Annotated in this window: 12 protein-coding genes; 5 read left to right on the plus strand and 7 right to left on the minus strand. The window is 38.8% G+C overall.

Annotation, left to right across the window (positions count from 1 at the left end; all coding sequences use genetic code 11):
* Positions 1–57: 57 nt before the first annotated feature.
* The 4 genes from H6G45_RS13110 to H6G45_RS13125 all read left to right on the plus strand — a co-directional run bounded on the left by H6G45_RS13110 (position 58) and on the right by H6G45_RS13125 (position 5,057).
* Positions 58–1,623 carry an FkbM family methyltransferase gene (locus H6G45_RS13110; protein ID WP_190598860.1) on the plus strand — a complete coding sequence of 522 codons (1,566 nt, stop codon included), beginning with the start codon at positions 58–60 and terminating at the stop codon, positions 1,621–1,623.
* A 34-nt stretch (positions 1,624–1,657) separates the two neighbouring features.
* A complete protein-coding gene (locus H6G45_RS13115) occupies positions 1,658–2,602 on the plus strand; it encodes an FkbM family methyltransferase (RefSeq protein ID WP_190598861.1) in 945 nt (314 codons plus the stop codon).
* Positions 2,603–2,898: 296 nt separating this feature from the next.
* Entirely contained in the window at positions 2,899–4,317 is a 1,419-nt protein-coding gene (locus tag H6G45_RS13120) for a glycosyltransferase family 4 protein (RefSeq protein WP_190598862.1), read from the plus strand.
* Between the two features lie 38 nt (positions 4,318–4,355).
* Positions 4,356–5,057 carry a class I SAM-dependent methyltransferase gene (locus H6G45_RS13125; RefSeq protein WP_190598863.1) on the plus strand — a complete coding sequence of 234 codons (702 nt, stop codon included), beginning with the start codon at positions 4,356–4,358 and terminating at the stop codon, positions 5,055–5,057.
* A 27-nt stretch (positions 5,058–5,084) separates the two neighbouring features.
* Here H6G45_RS13125 and H6G45_RS13130 read toward each other — a convergent pair whose 3' ends face one another.
* A complete protein-coding gene (locus tag H6G45_RS13130; RefSeq protein WP_190598864.1) occupies positions 5,085–5,840 on the minus strand; it encodes a methyltransferase domain-containing protein in 756 nt (251 codons plus the stop codon).
* Positions 5,841–5,973: 133 nt separating this feature from the next.
* Here H6G45_RS13130 and H6G45_RS13135 point away from each other — a divergent pair, with 133 nt between their 5' ends.
* Positions 5,974–8,433, plus strand: a complete 2,460-nt coding sequence (locus H6G45_RS13135; RefSeq protein ID WP_190598865.1) for a tetratricopeptide repeat protein — start codon at positions 5,974–5,976, stop codon at positions 8,431–8,433.
* A gap of 1 nt (position 8,434) precedes the next feature.
* Here H6G45_RS13135 and H6G45_RS13140 read toward each other — a convergent pair whose 3' ends face one another.
* The 6 genes from H6G45_RS13140 to H6G45_RS13165 form a co-directional block, all read right to left on the minus strand.
* Positions 8,435–9,217 (minus strand): hypothetical protein, encoded by a 783-nt coding sequence (locus H6G45_RS13140; RefSeq protein WP_190598866.1) that lies wholly within the window; start codon positions 9,215–9,217, stop codon positions 8,435–8,437.
* Between the two features lie 37 nt (positions 9,218–9,254).
* Positions 9,255–9,692 carry a type IV pilin-like G/H family protein gene (locus tag H6G45_RS13145; RefSeq protein ID WP_190598867.1) on the minus strand — a complete coding sequence of 146 codons (438 nt, stop codon included), beginning with the start codon at positions 9,690–9,692 and terminating at the stop codon, positions 9,255–9,257.
* 222 nt (positions 9,693–9,914) lie between these two features.
* Complete coding sequence (locus tag H6G45_RS13150) at positions 9,915–10,376, minus strand: type IV pilin-like G/H family protein (RefSeq protein ID WP_190598868.1); 462 nt, start codon at positions 10,374–10,376, stop codon at positions 9,915–9,917.
* Between the two features lie 63 nt (positions 10,377–10,439).
* Positions 10,440–12,653, minus strand: coding sequence for a hypothetical protein (locus H6G45_RS13155; RefSeq protein ID WP_190598869.1), 2,214 nt, complete (start codon positions 12,651–12,653; stop codon positions 10,440–10,442).
* Positions 12,654–12,928: 275 nt separating this feature from the next.
* Positions 12,929–13,366, minus strand: coding sequence for a DUF29 family protein (locus H6G45_RS13160; protein ID WP_190598870.1), 438 nt, complete (start codon positions 13,364–13,366; stop codon positions 12,929–12,931).
* Positions 13,359–14,282 carry a DUF4351 domain-containing protein gene (locus H6G45_RS13165; protein WP_190598871.1) on the minus strand — a complete coding sequence of 308 codons (924 nt, stop codon included), beginning with the start codon at positions 14,280–14,282 and terminating at the stop codon, positions 13,359–13,361. Before H6G45_RS13165 ends, H6G45_RS13160 begins: the two co-directional genes overlap by 8 nt.

Raw genomic sequence — 14,282 nt, forward strand, 5'->3', positions numbered from 1 at the left:
CGTCGTTGGGTTTTTGGGGTAGGTTGAAGATTGTAGATTTCCAGAAGCCAGTATTTAATGAATGATGCCAGTAACGCCGTTAAGGTCTATTCAAATTATCTAAGTAACATTTGCCCGGATATTAACCCTGGTATCGTGTCAGGTGTTGTTGCTTGTCTGGAGAATACGCAATGGGAAAATCCCCAATCCGTTGATGATTTTAACCAGATTGCAGTGATTGCGTTGATCGAGGCGGAATATTGCGATGATTTGACGGTTAGACAGCTTTATGTAGAAATGGCGTTGGAGGCGTTGAATAATAGTCTATCGATTGAGAAAAGCTGTATTGCCTTAGCCCATTTATCGTTTTTGATGTCGATGATTGGCGATAGATCCCAAGCGGTGAATTTAGCTTGGGATGGTTGGTTGACGTTAACGACGCAGAATTTGGAGGTTAATCATAAAGGCGCTCTGGTTTATCTGCCTGTTGTCAAGAGTGGATTAGAAAGGTATCGCGCTAGGGTGTTAATTTATATTCTAAGCAAGGCTTCTTTAAAGCAAAGATTGTTGCTTTTGCTAAGTGAGGCGCTATGTTTTTCTTCATTGGTCTTTTACAATCAGACGGGATTGCGTTGGTTACAATTGGCGCGGGGGGTTAATCCAAATTCGTCGGGGTTAAACCTAAAGCTAGGGGCGGCGATGTGTACGGCGAAGCAGTGGGAGGGGATTTATTATTTATGTCATGTCCATGACGTAGCACCAGATGATCATCAGTTAATGCAGGCACTTTATTTGGCTTGTCGGGATGTGGGGAAAGTAGCAGAGGCCCAAAGGTGGTTAGCGTTAGCCTATGAGTCAAAATCAGTTCCGGGGGATCAATCAAAAAAATGGACGGATTTGGCAGTAGATAGTCCATTTACATATGTTGTTTTTGATGATGATATTGTTCTGGCGGTGGAGGCGAGTTTTAAAAGTTTGGTGACCAGCGTATTGATAGCAGAAGGAGATTGGTTTGAGGATGAGATGGAATTTTGGCGGGATTGGATTAAACCGGGGATGACGGTTATTGACGTAGGAGCTAATGTGGGGGTTTATACGTTTAGTTCGGCAAAGCAGGTGGGGGAAACGGGTAGGGTTTTGGCGGTGGAGCCGTTTTTGGGCTGTGTTCGTTGTTTGCAGGAAACTTGTCAAATTAATGGCTTTGATTGGGTGACGGTCTGTCCTGGAGCAGCAAGTAATCGCCAATGTACGGCTCGTTTATCGTTAAATTCAGCTAGTGAGTTAAATGAATTGATTATGGATGATCGAGAAGGGGGAGTGGTTGAAGTAGTAGAATGTTTTACATTGGATTATTTGTTTGAGCAAGATGGGTTGGAACGAGTTGATATTATTAAGATCGATGCAGAGGGCCATGAGTTAGCGGTGTTGGCGGGTAGTGAAAGGGTTTTATCGAAATTTTCGCCGGTTATTTTGTATGAAAACATTGCGGGGAGTCATGGCAGCAATCAGGCAGTGGCGGAATATTTAGTTTCGATTGGTTATCAACTGCTTCGTTATCAACCCTATGTACGGCAACTAATTCCTATTGAGTCCGTTGCTCAAGTTGGGGGAAGTCTCAATATTATTGCGATTAGAAACCATTAAATTAACCCTATAATTATTTTAGCTAAAAAGTATTATGTCAGTGTTTTTAGAAGCTCTCAAACGTCATGGTCATTTAACTAATTTACACATGACAGTCTGTAATGTCGGGTCGCGCAAGTTAGGTCAACATGATGATTATGGCAGTAGTGATTGGGGTATTTTTGCGCCGAATCTTACAATTTATGGCTTTGATGCTGATGCGGACGCTTGTGATGCGGCCAATACTGATTTAGAAAATAGACAAGTTAATTGGAATGAAGAACATATTCCCATTGCTTTGAGTGATAAGGTCGGAGAAAGAACGTTATATGTTACCCAAAACCCAATGTGTAGTTCTTTGTATCCACCGAATGAGCCCTATTTAGCTCGTTTTCAGGGATTGCCGGAGTTAGTGAATCTTGATTTTTCTATTGGATTGGAAACTACCACGTTAGACGAATTTTGTCGAGAAGCAAGGATTAATCAAATAGATTTTTTGCAGGTGGATGTACAGGGAGCAGATTTATCTGTACTGGAAGGGGGACAGGAGATTCTCAAAACAATTTTTGCCGTTCAAATTGAAGTGGAATTTTCCCATTTGTATGAAGGCCAACCTTTATTTGCAGATGTTGATGTTTATCTTCGTAAAAGAGATTTTACCTTATTTGATTTAGCTACTTCCTATGGTGTTCGTTCACGTTCTCCCATTGCATCGAGAATTCGTCCAGGTCAATTGTTGTGGGCAGATGCGTTTTATTTTCGAGATTTGTTGCAAAAAACTAAAAATGACCCTCAGAAATTATTAAAGTTAACTTTCATTGCTGATATTTTAAATTTTCCTGATTATGCACTAGAAATTATGGAATATTTAACCCTCAATTATGGGTCTGACCCTCGTTATAATTTGGCAGATGTCATTTTGGATGGACTATCTCAATTTCCTGATTTAGTTCAGCAAGATTTGGGTTCCCTGGAGATTATCCAGCGTGTTTTTGATTAGGAAATTCAGCTTGAATGTTATCATCCTCAACACTTGAAAAATTGGCAAGTAAGCATTCTCAACTGCCTTCGGGCGGATTCCTTGAAGATTCCCTTGTCAAACTCGAAAAGTTACTGAATGAAGATTGGTTATCGAAATAGAGAGGAACTGCTAAGTTTTTTGAAGAAGTGAGCTATTTTAGAAAATCTGTGGGTAGACTGGTGACATGACTTCATCAATAAAATAGTATAGCAAAAGAGTTAAGACTACTCACGGTTTTTGGGTCCTAAGAGGTGATGCACTGTTGCGAGATGGTAATGAAAATAGTATTTTTTGACTTAATTGGATTTGATTACTCAGTGGGTACAGTATTTGAGGCTCCATTGGGGGGATCACAATCGGCATTGTGTTATCTAACAATGAATCTAGCCAATCTGGGGCATGAGATATTCATAGTCAATCAGGTATCAGCACCAACTATCTCTTATGGAGTTACTTGTTTACCTATTAATTGTGTGACTAATAAGCTTTGGCAAATGTTTGATTTTGTCATTTGTTTTAATGGTGCGAATAGTGGCGAGGTGTTAAGAGAGATTTGTGGAGAAGCAACAAATATTATTCTTTGGAATCAACACGCGCATGACCAACCGGCAGTACAGAATTTACATAAACAAAAAGAGAGAGAAGCCTATGATGCTTTTTTCTTTATTAGTGATTGGCAGGCAAAATGTTTTATTGAAAAATTTGATATAGAAAGGGAGAAAATTACTATTGTCAGAAATGCGATTAGTTTTGCTTTTGAAGATTTATTTAAGAACCAAACTTCGATTTTGACTACTAAATCCAAGCCTATTACTCTCGCTTATACAAGTACTCCTTTTCGAGGACTGGATCTTTTAGTAGATATTTTTCCAAAAATACGAGAGAAATTTCCTAGCGCTGAATTAAAAATATTCTCTAGTATGAAAGTTTATCAAATGCCGGATGAACAGGACAGTAAAGATTTTGGCAGTTTATATGAAGCTCTAAATGCTATTGAGGGCGTAGATTATGTGGGGTCTTTATCACAGCCAGAGTTGGCAAAAGCTCTAAAGGGAGTCTCGATTTTATCCTATCCAAACACATTTTCCGAGACATCTTGTATTGCTGTGATGGAGGCACTGGCTAGTGGTTGTCATGTCATTACTAGCGACCTAGGGGCATTACCAGAGACAACAGCAGGATTTGCAACTTTAGTGACGTTTAATCCGGATTTGGAAATTTATAAACGGGATTTTGTTGAAGCAATTATTGAATACATTACTAAGTTAAAAACAACAGATGCTAATAGAGTGGAAGAACAATTACAAAGTCAAGTTGATTATTGTCAACAGAATTATGTTTGGAAAGAACGTGCTCAAGAATGGCTCGAAAAACTTTATGAAATTAGAGGTTATAAGTTTTTCTGTCTTGAAGATTATCAATCAGCTATTACTCTGTATGAAGAGGCTATTTCAGTTTATCCTGATAATGTATTTTACTATTGTTATCTAGTCTTGTCTTTGGTAATACTAGGTGAGCAAGAAGCTGCTATTTCTATCCTTTTATTGTGTGTTTCAAATAACAAGACAAGTGAATCATCAGATTTGCACGGCATCTTTGAAAAGATTGTGGAATTAGAAATACAAAGATTAACAGAAAATAATAATCGAAATTCCATAAATGCGATCCACGAGTTCATTTCTCTACTAGAATAGTTGTCAGCACCATCTTAAATTCATCTAGAGTAAAGTTTATGAACCAAAGTCCTGAGCAGCTAATGGAAACCGAATACTTGGCTGATAACCATGAAAAAATTGATAGTTACTTTGGCACATTTTTTGACTTCATGAGAAGTTCCCTTGCCTCCGGTGGTTCAGAACTAGGGTTAGGAATGACACTATTCTCACTGGTAGTTAGTACGAAGTCTACAAGGATTCTTGAAATAGGTCGTTTTAAAGGGTTTTCTACCTTATGTCTAGCAAATGCTCTAAAATTTTTGTCTATTGGCTGGCAAGAACCACAACAACATAAACAAAGACCAGAAATTAATTATTCTGAATTTGACAAACCTATTAAAGGTAAGCTTTATTCTATTGATCCTTGCCCTACGGTTGAATCGCAGAATTTGATTACACTAGCAAAGTTGGAAGAATATGTTGAATTTATTAATGCCCGCTCTGACGAAGTTACATTTCAAGAAGAGTTTGACTTTATTTTCATTGATGGAGACCATAGCTATGCAGGGTGCAAGGCAGATGTTCTTAACTATATACCTTGGTATTTAAGATCTGGCGGATATTTTGTCCTTCATGACTACTATGGCTGGTACACTCCAGACAGGCAAAACAACTCCCCTGTCAAGATGGTGATCGACGAGATTATAGAAGAGGGATTATGTGAACAGATACTTATTGATACTGGTTATATGTCTTTTGTTGTTTTTAGGAAATGGTGATGAGCTATGTTTCATTACCTACAATCCTTAACCGGTTACAATGGAGACATTGATTGCATTTATCACTGAAATACTGAGTGCTTCTTTTATGACCTCTAGGTAATTCTCTTGAACCTTAAACTCACTGTCATGCTGAAGATATTGAAAATTGATCTCATTTTCCCATAAATAATAAGTGTTCCAATGCAGTCCTCCCTGATTTAAAAGTTCGATGATGTATTCATCCTCTTCCCCAAAGTCAAGATATTCTATGACCGGATATTTTGGTAGAAATGTTAGCATATCTCCGTCGTCTACCCAAACCAGGTAGCGGTGATGGATATATCCTCTCCAGAATGGACTTCCTCCATCAACGCCTCGACAACATTCTGAAATGGGAGAAGGGGTCTCAATGTATCCAGCTTTTGCCACCCGAGACATTTCTTGACAAACCCAGGCCGGATTATAAATGTCTTCAAGAACATGACGGCAGTAAATAAAATCAACACTTTTGTCGTCATAGGGTAATAATTCTGTATTTATGTCCATGACATGAACTTTCTTTCCTTTGAGACGGGGAGACAGTTGCCAGTCAATAAATTCTGTAGCTAACTCAAAAGGGATATGGCCTGGCCCAATTTCCACAATTAGTGACTCAGGATTAAGCAAGGATAAGACTTTTGTTTGGATTGGAGCGTAGGGATCCCAATAATGGTTTATAATTTTCTTATGGATACTATGTTGCATAAGCTTTAAACTATGTGAATAAGCCATACAATAAATTGTACGATATTCTATTGCCATTGAGGCCAACGTCGAAGTCAAGATACCAAAGTCTCATCTGGGAAAATGATTAAGTTTTTTTAAGCTATGTTTGGTTTTTGGTGTGGTTAGGGCAACATTCTAACCATAAGTGTTAAAAAAATGACTGATTGCTATGACTTTGGATATAGAGCAGATTAATGGTTTGATTGACGCTGAAGACTATGAAAGGGTGATCGCCATTTTAGAGAAGCAAATTGACGAAGACCCGACAAATCTTGAGTTGTATTGGTATTTGGGACTTGTTTATTTACTACAGGAAAGCGAAGAATTAGCTCAGGAAATTTGGTTGTCAATATTGTTACAGGGGACCATAGAAGAAGTCGAACAGTGGACCATTGAGCTAATAAATTTTCTGGAAATTAAAGTCAAAGAAAATATTACGATAAAAAAAATAGGTTATGCAAAAATTATATATGAAAATATTCTGGTTATTCAGCCTGAATATGAAAACGCTGAACTTTTATCTGATTTAATGAATTTCTTATACAAATTAGGTACAAGCTACGGGCTTCAGCAAGAATACGAAAAAGCAATTATTGTTTATTCCGATATACTAAATTTAAATTCTAGCCATAATCATACCTGGCATTCTGTCGCTCTATGTTTTTACCATTTAGAAAACTATCCAGAAGCCGAAAGTGCAATACTCAAGGCTTTAGAAAAAGATGCTTCTTCCGATAATTATTATGGTCTAGGTCTAATTTTAGACAAACAGCAGAATTACTCTAATGCCATTGATGCTTACAATAAAGTCATTAATCTTGATCCCAACTTTTTAAATGCTTACATTGCGTTAGGAAATCTATATTATCAACAAGAAGATTTTGAAAATGCTCTGGACTGTTATCATCGCCTCCTAAAAAAATCCCATAAATTGGGACAACCTCATATTAAAAATAATGTAAAAGAAATTTTTAAAATCAAAAAATATCCCAAGGCAACTCTTTATTTGGGTTATATTAACTATGCCTCTGATAATTATGATAAAGCTATTGATTATTTTGAAGAATATCTAATAGATGCAAAACTTGATATTGAACTATGTCTCAGCTTAGGCCAATCCTATGTTAGGACTAATCAGACGGTAAGAGCCATTGAGTTTATAGAACAATCTTTGACCGTATTTCCAGAAGATCTTGCTCTTCGAACTTTTAATCAATCAATTCTGCCTGTGGTTTTTGAAAATGATGAAGATATTCAATTCTACCGCAATCGCTATAGTTCACTATTGACTGAGTTATTGGATCAATATTTGCCATCAACTTTAGATAAAGCAAACGAAGCATTTGTTGGCATAAATAAAAACAATAGCTTTTATCTAGCTTATCAAGGACAAAATGATTTAACTATCCAGAAAAAATATTCAACTTATCTTCACTCAATTCTTAAAGTGGCTTACCCTCAATTTTGTCAAAACAAAATTCTAAGCTCTGACATTAATCAACGTAAAATACGTGTTGGTTTCGTTTCGCAACACTTAGATGGATTAGGGCAACTTTATATTGGATGGCTTAAATATTCTGATAAGGAAAAATTTGATTTTTATATCTACGATCTTTCTCGAATTGAACCAGAAAAATCTGAACCAACGCGAGATAAATTTAAGCAATATAGCCATCAAATGTGGTACTTAGATAAAGATGATAATTTAATTGATTTATGTCGGAAAATTGAGTTCGACCAACTCGATATTTTAATTATGCCTGAAATTGCTGTTTCTGCTAGAGTTGGTCCTCTATCCTGCCTACGCTTAGCCCCTGTTCAATGTACTACTTGGGCGCATCCAGTTACATCAGGAAGTCCATGTGTTGATTATTTTTTGTCCAGTGATTTAATGGAGCCAGAAGATGGAGATCAGCACTATTCTGAGAAATTGATTCGCCTTCCTAATCTAGCTTTTCCTATTAGTAAGCGAAAATATCCTCGACTAGAAAAAAGACGTAGTGATTACGAAATTGGAGAAGAAAAAATTGTTTATTGGTGTTGTCAAAGTTTATTTAAATATCTTCCCCAACATGATTACATTTTCGCATCCATAGCTCAATACAGCGACAAGTTTCTATTTGTTTTTATTGAGTCTGATCATAGTCCTATTGTGACTAATACTTTTAGGAATCGTCTTAAATTAGCATTTTCAAAATTTAATTTAAACTATAAATCATACTGCCATTTTTTGCCAAGATTGAATAAGTCAGATTTTAGTAGAGTGACGCAATTGGTAGATATTTTTCTTGATTGCTTAAGCTGGTCGGGTGGATTTACTACAATGGAAGCAATTTCTAACGAACTACCTATTGTTACTTTACCAGACAAGCTAATGCGAGCACGTCATTCCTATGCCATCTTAAAAATGTTAGATTTGACCGTGACTATTGCTTCTAATGAAAATGAATACATTAACATTGCTGTGCGACTTGGATTAGATGCTTCCTGGAGACAGTCAATAAAAGATAGGATTAAAGTCAATAAATATCGTATTTTTGAAGATAGAGAATGTATTGTTGGTTTAGAACAGTTCTTTCTTGAAGCAACCAACAAAGAACATAATATTATCCCAATATTATCCCAGTAAGTTAATTATCCTTTTGTGGCATTTTTATCTGAATAACTCCATCCTCTAAAACTTCAACTTTTCCACCTAAAGCAGCAATTTCTTCTGTGACTCGTCTGATAGTTTTCTGGTCTGGGTTATTACTCAAGATGTTCATCCAGGCAGTAATGCGAGCAAATTCACTATCAGGATTGCTTTTTAAAAACTCAATTGATCTTTTGCTAATTTCTACAATGCGCCTACTGTCTTCTGTATTGTAAGCCTGAGCAGATTTAATGGACTTAAGATAAGATTCTTTGGCTGCATCCGTATCTCCAAGAAATAGGAGCTCGTTATTACCCTTAGCTCGCCATAAATAATAGGTAGGAACGGATGATTTAAATGTTATAGGTTGCCTTTTTAATGTGTCTGCTAGAAGATTAACACTTTCCTGTGGTTCCCCAGCGAATAAGGACAATGCTACGTCTAACCTAGAAATAGCATTGTTAAACAAAGGATCTTTATTAATAATTTGCTCAAAATAGTCTGCAATCAATGAGTAACCGGATTTTTCTCTAGCTTCATTATCTCCAAAGTATTGAATGAATTGTAAATACAACCAGTCAGCCATCAAATTACTAAAACCAAGAGATGGGGTCTTGCCCAATGTGGTTATTTTTAGTTTTTTATTTTCTACCTGAAGGCTACGGTCTTGCGATCTTGCAGAGTCTTTTATATTAATAATGCTTAAAGACTGAAGATGGATAACACACGAAAGACTAACCGTCACAAGTAAGATACTGAACAGTAAACTTTTGTGGCTCATGGGAAAAAAATATAGGTCTATTCAACAAAGGGCACATCTACTGAATGTTAACACCGCCGTTGCTGCAAATACCACTAGAAGAGGCAGGTGCTTGACTGACCACAGCGCCATAGGGACTTTGACAAAGTTTCATGCTAAAGACTCCCGGTCCCTGATCATAATACACCCCCATCGAATAGGCTCGATAAGGATCATTGCCCAAATTCTTTGGAACGGCATTACTAACCGCTGTAGACTGACTAGAACTCACAACAGAAAAATCATAGTAATTTTGGCTGAGCGCTATGCCCATTTCGGGGTAACTACTAGAGAAAACCCTGTTCTCAAAATGATAACCCTGCTGAGCAAACCCGATAACGCTCAAGCCTTCCTTTGCTTCAACCTCCCGAGCTTTACCAACAAACCTAAAAAGACTGGGCAAAGCTATGGCTGTCAGCACCCCGGTTACCATTACAACGACCAAGAGTTCCAGCAAAGTGAACCCCCGACCTAAGGCTTCACCATTTTTGCTTTGAACAGATCTCTTCCTACCGTATAACCTGTTTAACATGTTTACGTTGCTAAGTTTTTAGTACTTAACGATGCCAAACACCATGCTCAAAAGACTCCTCAAAACGGCGCACTAAACAGGGCTGAAAAGAATTGTGTCAACTTGTTTCAGCCCCACCCTTTATTGTTCTAAATACCCAACTATTATCTACCAGTTTCCAGACTTAGATGGAGTTACAGAACCATTAGTCAAGGTAAAAGTTCCGTCTGCAGGCGTGTAGGTAATTGCAGTTGTGATTGTAGTTGTATTATCTCCGTCTGGGGCGAGAGCAGTGGCGGTATTTGTTACAGCGGTACTACCGGCACCGCTAGCGGCAAACGAGAAATATTTTCCGCTTGCAGGAACCTTAGTATCAAGGCTCGTTATGGCTGATGCAAACACAGGGTTTTCGGTGCGGTATACTTGCTGACCACGATTTATAGCCCCAAGAGTGGTCTTACCCTCTGACATACGAGCTTTACCAACTTGGTTGAGCAGGTTAGGCAGGGCGATAGCAGCAAGTACACCAATGATGATTACTACAACCAACAGTTCAATTAAGGTGAAACCTTTTTCTTCCTTTTTCTGGGTTAGGTGGGAGAGCAATTTGAATTTAAAATTACTGGCCATGATTGACTTCTTCCTTTTGTAGGGGGAATTAAAATAACTGGTCGGAACCCTTCTAGCTGTAACCTACCCATGATTCTCCATTGACCTATCACCCCCCTCAATTATTTTTTTGTAGGCCGCCTCCATCTCCCGCGTAAAGGCTTCCCCTTGCCATAGAGGAGATGTTTGCTTGGCTTCGAGTAACGTTTGTCGGATTTGTTGGCGTAGTGGGTTATCATTTCCCAACCGAATTGCCCATTCCACATACTCATCTGCATTATGGGCAATGCCAGCGGTCAGGCCTACCTGGCGCATAAAGGCATAACTATTACGGGCTGAAAATTGTTTCCCCACCCAGGTGACCAATGGAATCCCCATCCACAAAGTTTCCAGTGTTGTTGTTGCTCCACTGTAGGGGTACGTATCCAAAATGATATCGGCAATGGACAAATTAGCCCTATGGGTAGATTCATCGGCATCCCCATCGAGAAAAATCAGTCGCTCTAGATCAATTTTCATGTTCATAGCCAAATTTTGTACCATTTGACGTAACCTAGAGTTACGATTGCGATCCTTAATCAATAAGATACTTTCTGGAACGGACTGTAGAATTCCCAAGTGCAATTGCGCCATGGACGGTGTGTATTTTGTGCTGTGCTGTACAGCTAGATATATCACTGCGTTCTCTTTAATGCCCAGTGTTTGTCGAGTTACTGTTGGTATTCCCACCTCAAATCCATCCACTGCAATATAGGTATTTGGTAAATACCATAGCTGTTCCCGATAATATCGCTGATTGTCCCGAGGTAAAACCAACTCATCTACGAAATAATAATCGATTGTAGGCAAGCCGGAAGCATCTGACCCCAGCCAAGTGACTTGAATAGGAGCTGGTTTGAGCGCTAATACCTGGGCTACTGTGTTATTGGTCAGCCCATCAAGATCAATCAGTAAATCCAGTTGATCTGCTTCTATTGCTGTTGCAATTTCCCTTGAGTCCCGCCCAAAACTGGCAACTTTGTCAGCATTCGGTAACATCCATTGCTCGGTTAGTTCATCATTATTTTGAGCGACTAAATACAAGTAAACTTCAAACTGGTTATGATCATGATAATGAAACAACCAACGACTCAGCCAACCGACGGAGTGTTTTCTAAAGGTATGACCAATATAGCCAATTTTTAACCTCCTCTTTATAAATTTAGAAGTCGATGAAATTAGAGAGGATTGAGACTTTTGTTTTTGTTGTGGTTCTGCGTAGGCTGTTTGAAACATGGCCGCTGTCGAATTTAGGTAACGCCGATTTATCGCGGGATCATCCTGGAGATATAACAAAGGAAAACCTATTGCCCAGAAACGAGGTGCAATAAAACTGTCTATAACAACGCATTCCACTTGACATAACTTATTCAGACTCAGGCATAACTTTTTAAACAACTGTTTTTGCTCAATCTCCACCCAATTGCTATGTTGCATTAGCAACAATAATACTCGAGAATATATAAAACAATTCAAGTCAATCCGATGCTCCTTTATATCTCTACATTCATATAGAAGCTCTGAGAACTCAGCCAGTTTAGTTTCATTGCCTAACAACTTATAATAATCCGTAAAATAGCAAATAGTCGACAAGTTGTGTGGGCAAGATTGCCAGCATATTTGCGCAATATCACTGGCATACGTAAAGTAATATTTTTTCGTAGCCATCTTCTCGCCGACTTCCATGACTGGCACCAGCCAATCTAACCCATTCAATAGCGGTATACTTGCTTCTAAAAAATTAATTGATAGAACAATAGGATAACTTAAAATTATCAATACAGTCTCTAGCAATAATTCTTTATCAACAGCTTCACTATCTGCTTGAGTTAATCCCTCCACCATATCCCATTCTGCCAAGCATTCCGGAGTCAATTTTCCTAATAGATGAGACAATTTAATTAATTTTAAATTATTTTTCCAATCTTCGGGATTGAGACTTAGTAACTGATTGCGTAATAACCAAGCCTTATGATTATTTTTTTCTCTTTCTTGTTGTTTGAGCTCATTCAATAAATAATTAGTCAATTGCCCCACACCGTTTTTTATCCCCATTTCCCAAGTTTTAGTTATTCCAGACAACCATATTTGTTCTGCTTGTTCAGTTTTTCCTTGCCAAAGATATACCAAGCCTAAATCCCAGTAAGCCCATAGTTGATTTTCATTTTTCTCTAGTGATTGCTCAAGCAATCTAACTAGCTCATCATAAGACTCAAAGCTCAATAAATGTTGAGCGAGTTTTTGTATATTACTTTTCATTTTTTAAAGATAACTACCAAATGTTTAAATATGTCACTAGATTACAAAAAATAACATTCTCTTTCTATGAAACTTAAATTTTAGTGCTGGCCACGATTGATATGGTTGTAGGAAATTAATAACAATGATCACCACGATCAAATAAGTCCTCGACCTATTTAAACAAGTTGTCCAACCCCAGTAGGAGACTGAGCCTAAATTCCAGGAAGGCGATCGCCTATTGCGGGAACAGGCCATAGACGGCGATCAACTTCAGCCCAAAAACTTGTAATGGCCTAACTATTAGGCCAAAAATCTGAATCCAGAATTTCGGCAACAGTAAATGGACAACTATCTGGAAACTGCTCATCAGGCAGATCAGTCTCCGCAATGGCCAAATCCCTCGCTTCCTGCCAGCTTTCCGCCATAGCCTCCTCCAAACGAGTTTTTAACCCAGGATTGCGCCTGAGTAATTTTGCTAGGGATGTTCTCTGAACACGGATAGTTGCCCGCCAGCTATTACCGCGCTTCCAATATTGAATCTGCCATTTCAAAAGATGGGCAGTCAAAACCATCAAGCGAGATTCAAGTTGGTCGTAGTGACGATTCCCCAAATCTTGAATCTCCTCTATCAAATGTTCTAAATCTAGTTGATCAAAACGCTTGACGGATAAAAGTTCTGCCTGTTGCTGAGTCCAGGTAAAAAAATCTTGACTATAGAGAGTATCAGCCACGTTCCATATCTCCTAGCCACTTTTCAACATCAGCCATAGAGTCGAAATCCAACAACGCCTCCCCCAGATTCTCTAACTGGACAGTATCTAACTGTCGAATTTGCTGGGCTACTACTTGGGGCAATATCCCAAACCGCCGGGTTAACTGTCGCAAGATCAGGGTTGCCTCCCCTAGTTGTTCCCCTTGTTGAAGTCCCTGTTGAAGTCCCTGCTGAAGCCCCTGTTGAAGTCCTAACTGCAGTCCCCGTTCCAGGCCTTGTTGTTCGCCTTTCTGCATCGACTCCGCCACAATACTTTGGTAAACCACTGATTCCCGCATAACTTCCTCCCTGAGGTATAGATTAATCAAAGACTTTTCAAAATTAATCCCAGCTAATAACTGAAGACAGGCGGCCACATTATTGCGTTCAGCCCTGTCCTCGATTATATCTACCCGCCTTGCCACATTGGCCAGTAAACCTTCAGGCTCCGAACTTTTTGCCAACACCGCCAACGGTAATAAAAACGGCTGATGGAGAAATGACGACGCTTCCACTTCCCACAACCGAATTACCCGAAAAGAATGGACGGTTCGCTCAAACTGAAAACAGTCTTCAAACGCTAATGGTGATTGGGTTCGTTTCAAATAAATCACCACCTGCTCAATGCCACAGCCATACTGACGGTGGAGCCGTACCCAATAGTCCAACATCCGCAAAGGCATTGCCGGTTTAGACTGGGGCTCTGTTTGGAACTCCAAATGCAGAATGCGCCCCCGACCCTGCAAAAAAAACACCGTATCTGCCCGAATCGGCTCCAGCTTTAACTCCGTATTCAACAGTTCCCAGGAATTATCCCCAGAATTTGGCAGTAGCCAATCCACAAACGCCTGTGGATCTGCCTCCACCATAAACTTCAGCACATTGTCAAAACCCAT

The organism is Synechocystis sp. FACHB-383, assembly GCF_014698605.1.
In the GTDB taxonomy this organism is placed as follows: domain Bacteria; phylum Cyanobacteriota; class Cyanobacteriia; order Cyanobacteriales; family Microcystaceae; genus Synechocystis; species Synechocystis salina.

Bases quoted from the DNA above. Each gene is read 5' to 3' on its own strand.
- H6G45_RS13110 (WP_190598860.1), top strand. From the start codon at position 58: ATGAATGATGCCAGTAACGCCGTTAAGGTCTATTCAAATTATCTAAGT.
- H6G45_RS13115 (WP_190598861.1), top strand. From the start codon at position 1,658: ATGTCAGTGTTTTTAGAAGCTCTCAAACGTCATGGTCATTTAACTAAT.
- H6G45_RS13120 (WP_190598862.1), top strand. From the start codon at position 2,899: ATGAAAATAGTATTTTTTGACTTAATTGGATTTGATTACTCAGTGGGT.
- H6G45_RS13125 (WP_190598863.1), top strand. From the start codon at position 4,356: ATGAACCAAAGTCCTGAGCAGCTAATGGAAACCGAATACTTGGCTGAT.
- H6G45_RS13130 (WP_190598864.1), bottom strand. From the start codon at position 5,840: ATGGCAATAGAATATCGTACAATTTATTGTATGGCTTATTCACATAGT.
- H6G45_RS13135 (WP_190598865.1), top strand. From the start codon at position 5,974: ATGACTTTGGATATAGAGCAGATTAATGGTTTGATTGACGCTGAAGAC.
- H6G45_RS13140 (WP_190598866.1), bottom strand. From the start codon at position 9,217: ATGAGCCACAAAAGTTTACTGTTCAGTATCTTACTTGTGACGGTTAGT.
- H6G45_RS13150 (WP_190598868.1), bottom strand. From the start codon at position 10,376: ATGGCCAGTAATTTTAAATTCAAATTGCTCTCCCACCTAACCCAGAAA.
- H6G45_RS13155 (WP_190598869.1), bottom strand. From the start codon at position 12,653: ATGAAAAGTAATATACAAAAACTCGCTCAACATTTATTGAGCTTTGAG.
- H6G45_RS13165 (WP_190598871.1), bottom strand. From the start codon at position 14,282: ATGGGTTTTGACAATGTGCTGAAGTTTATGGTGGAGGCAGATCCACAG.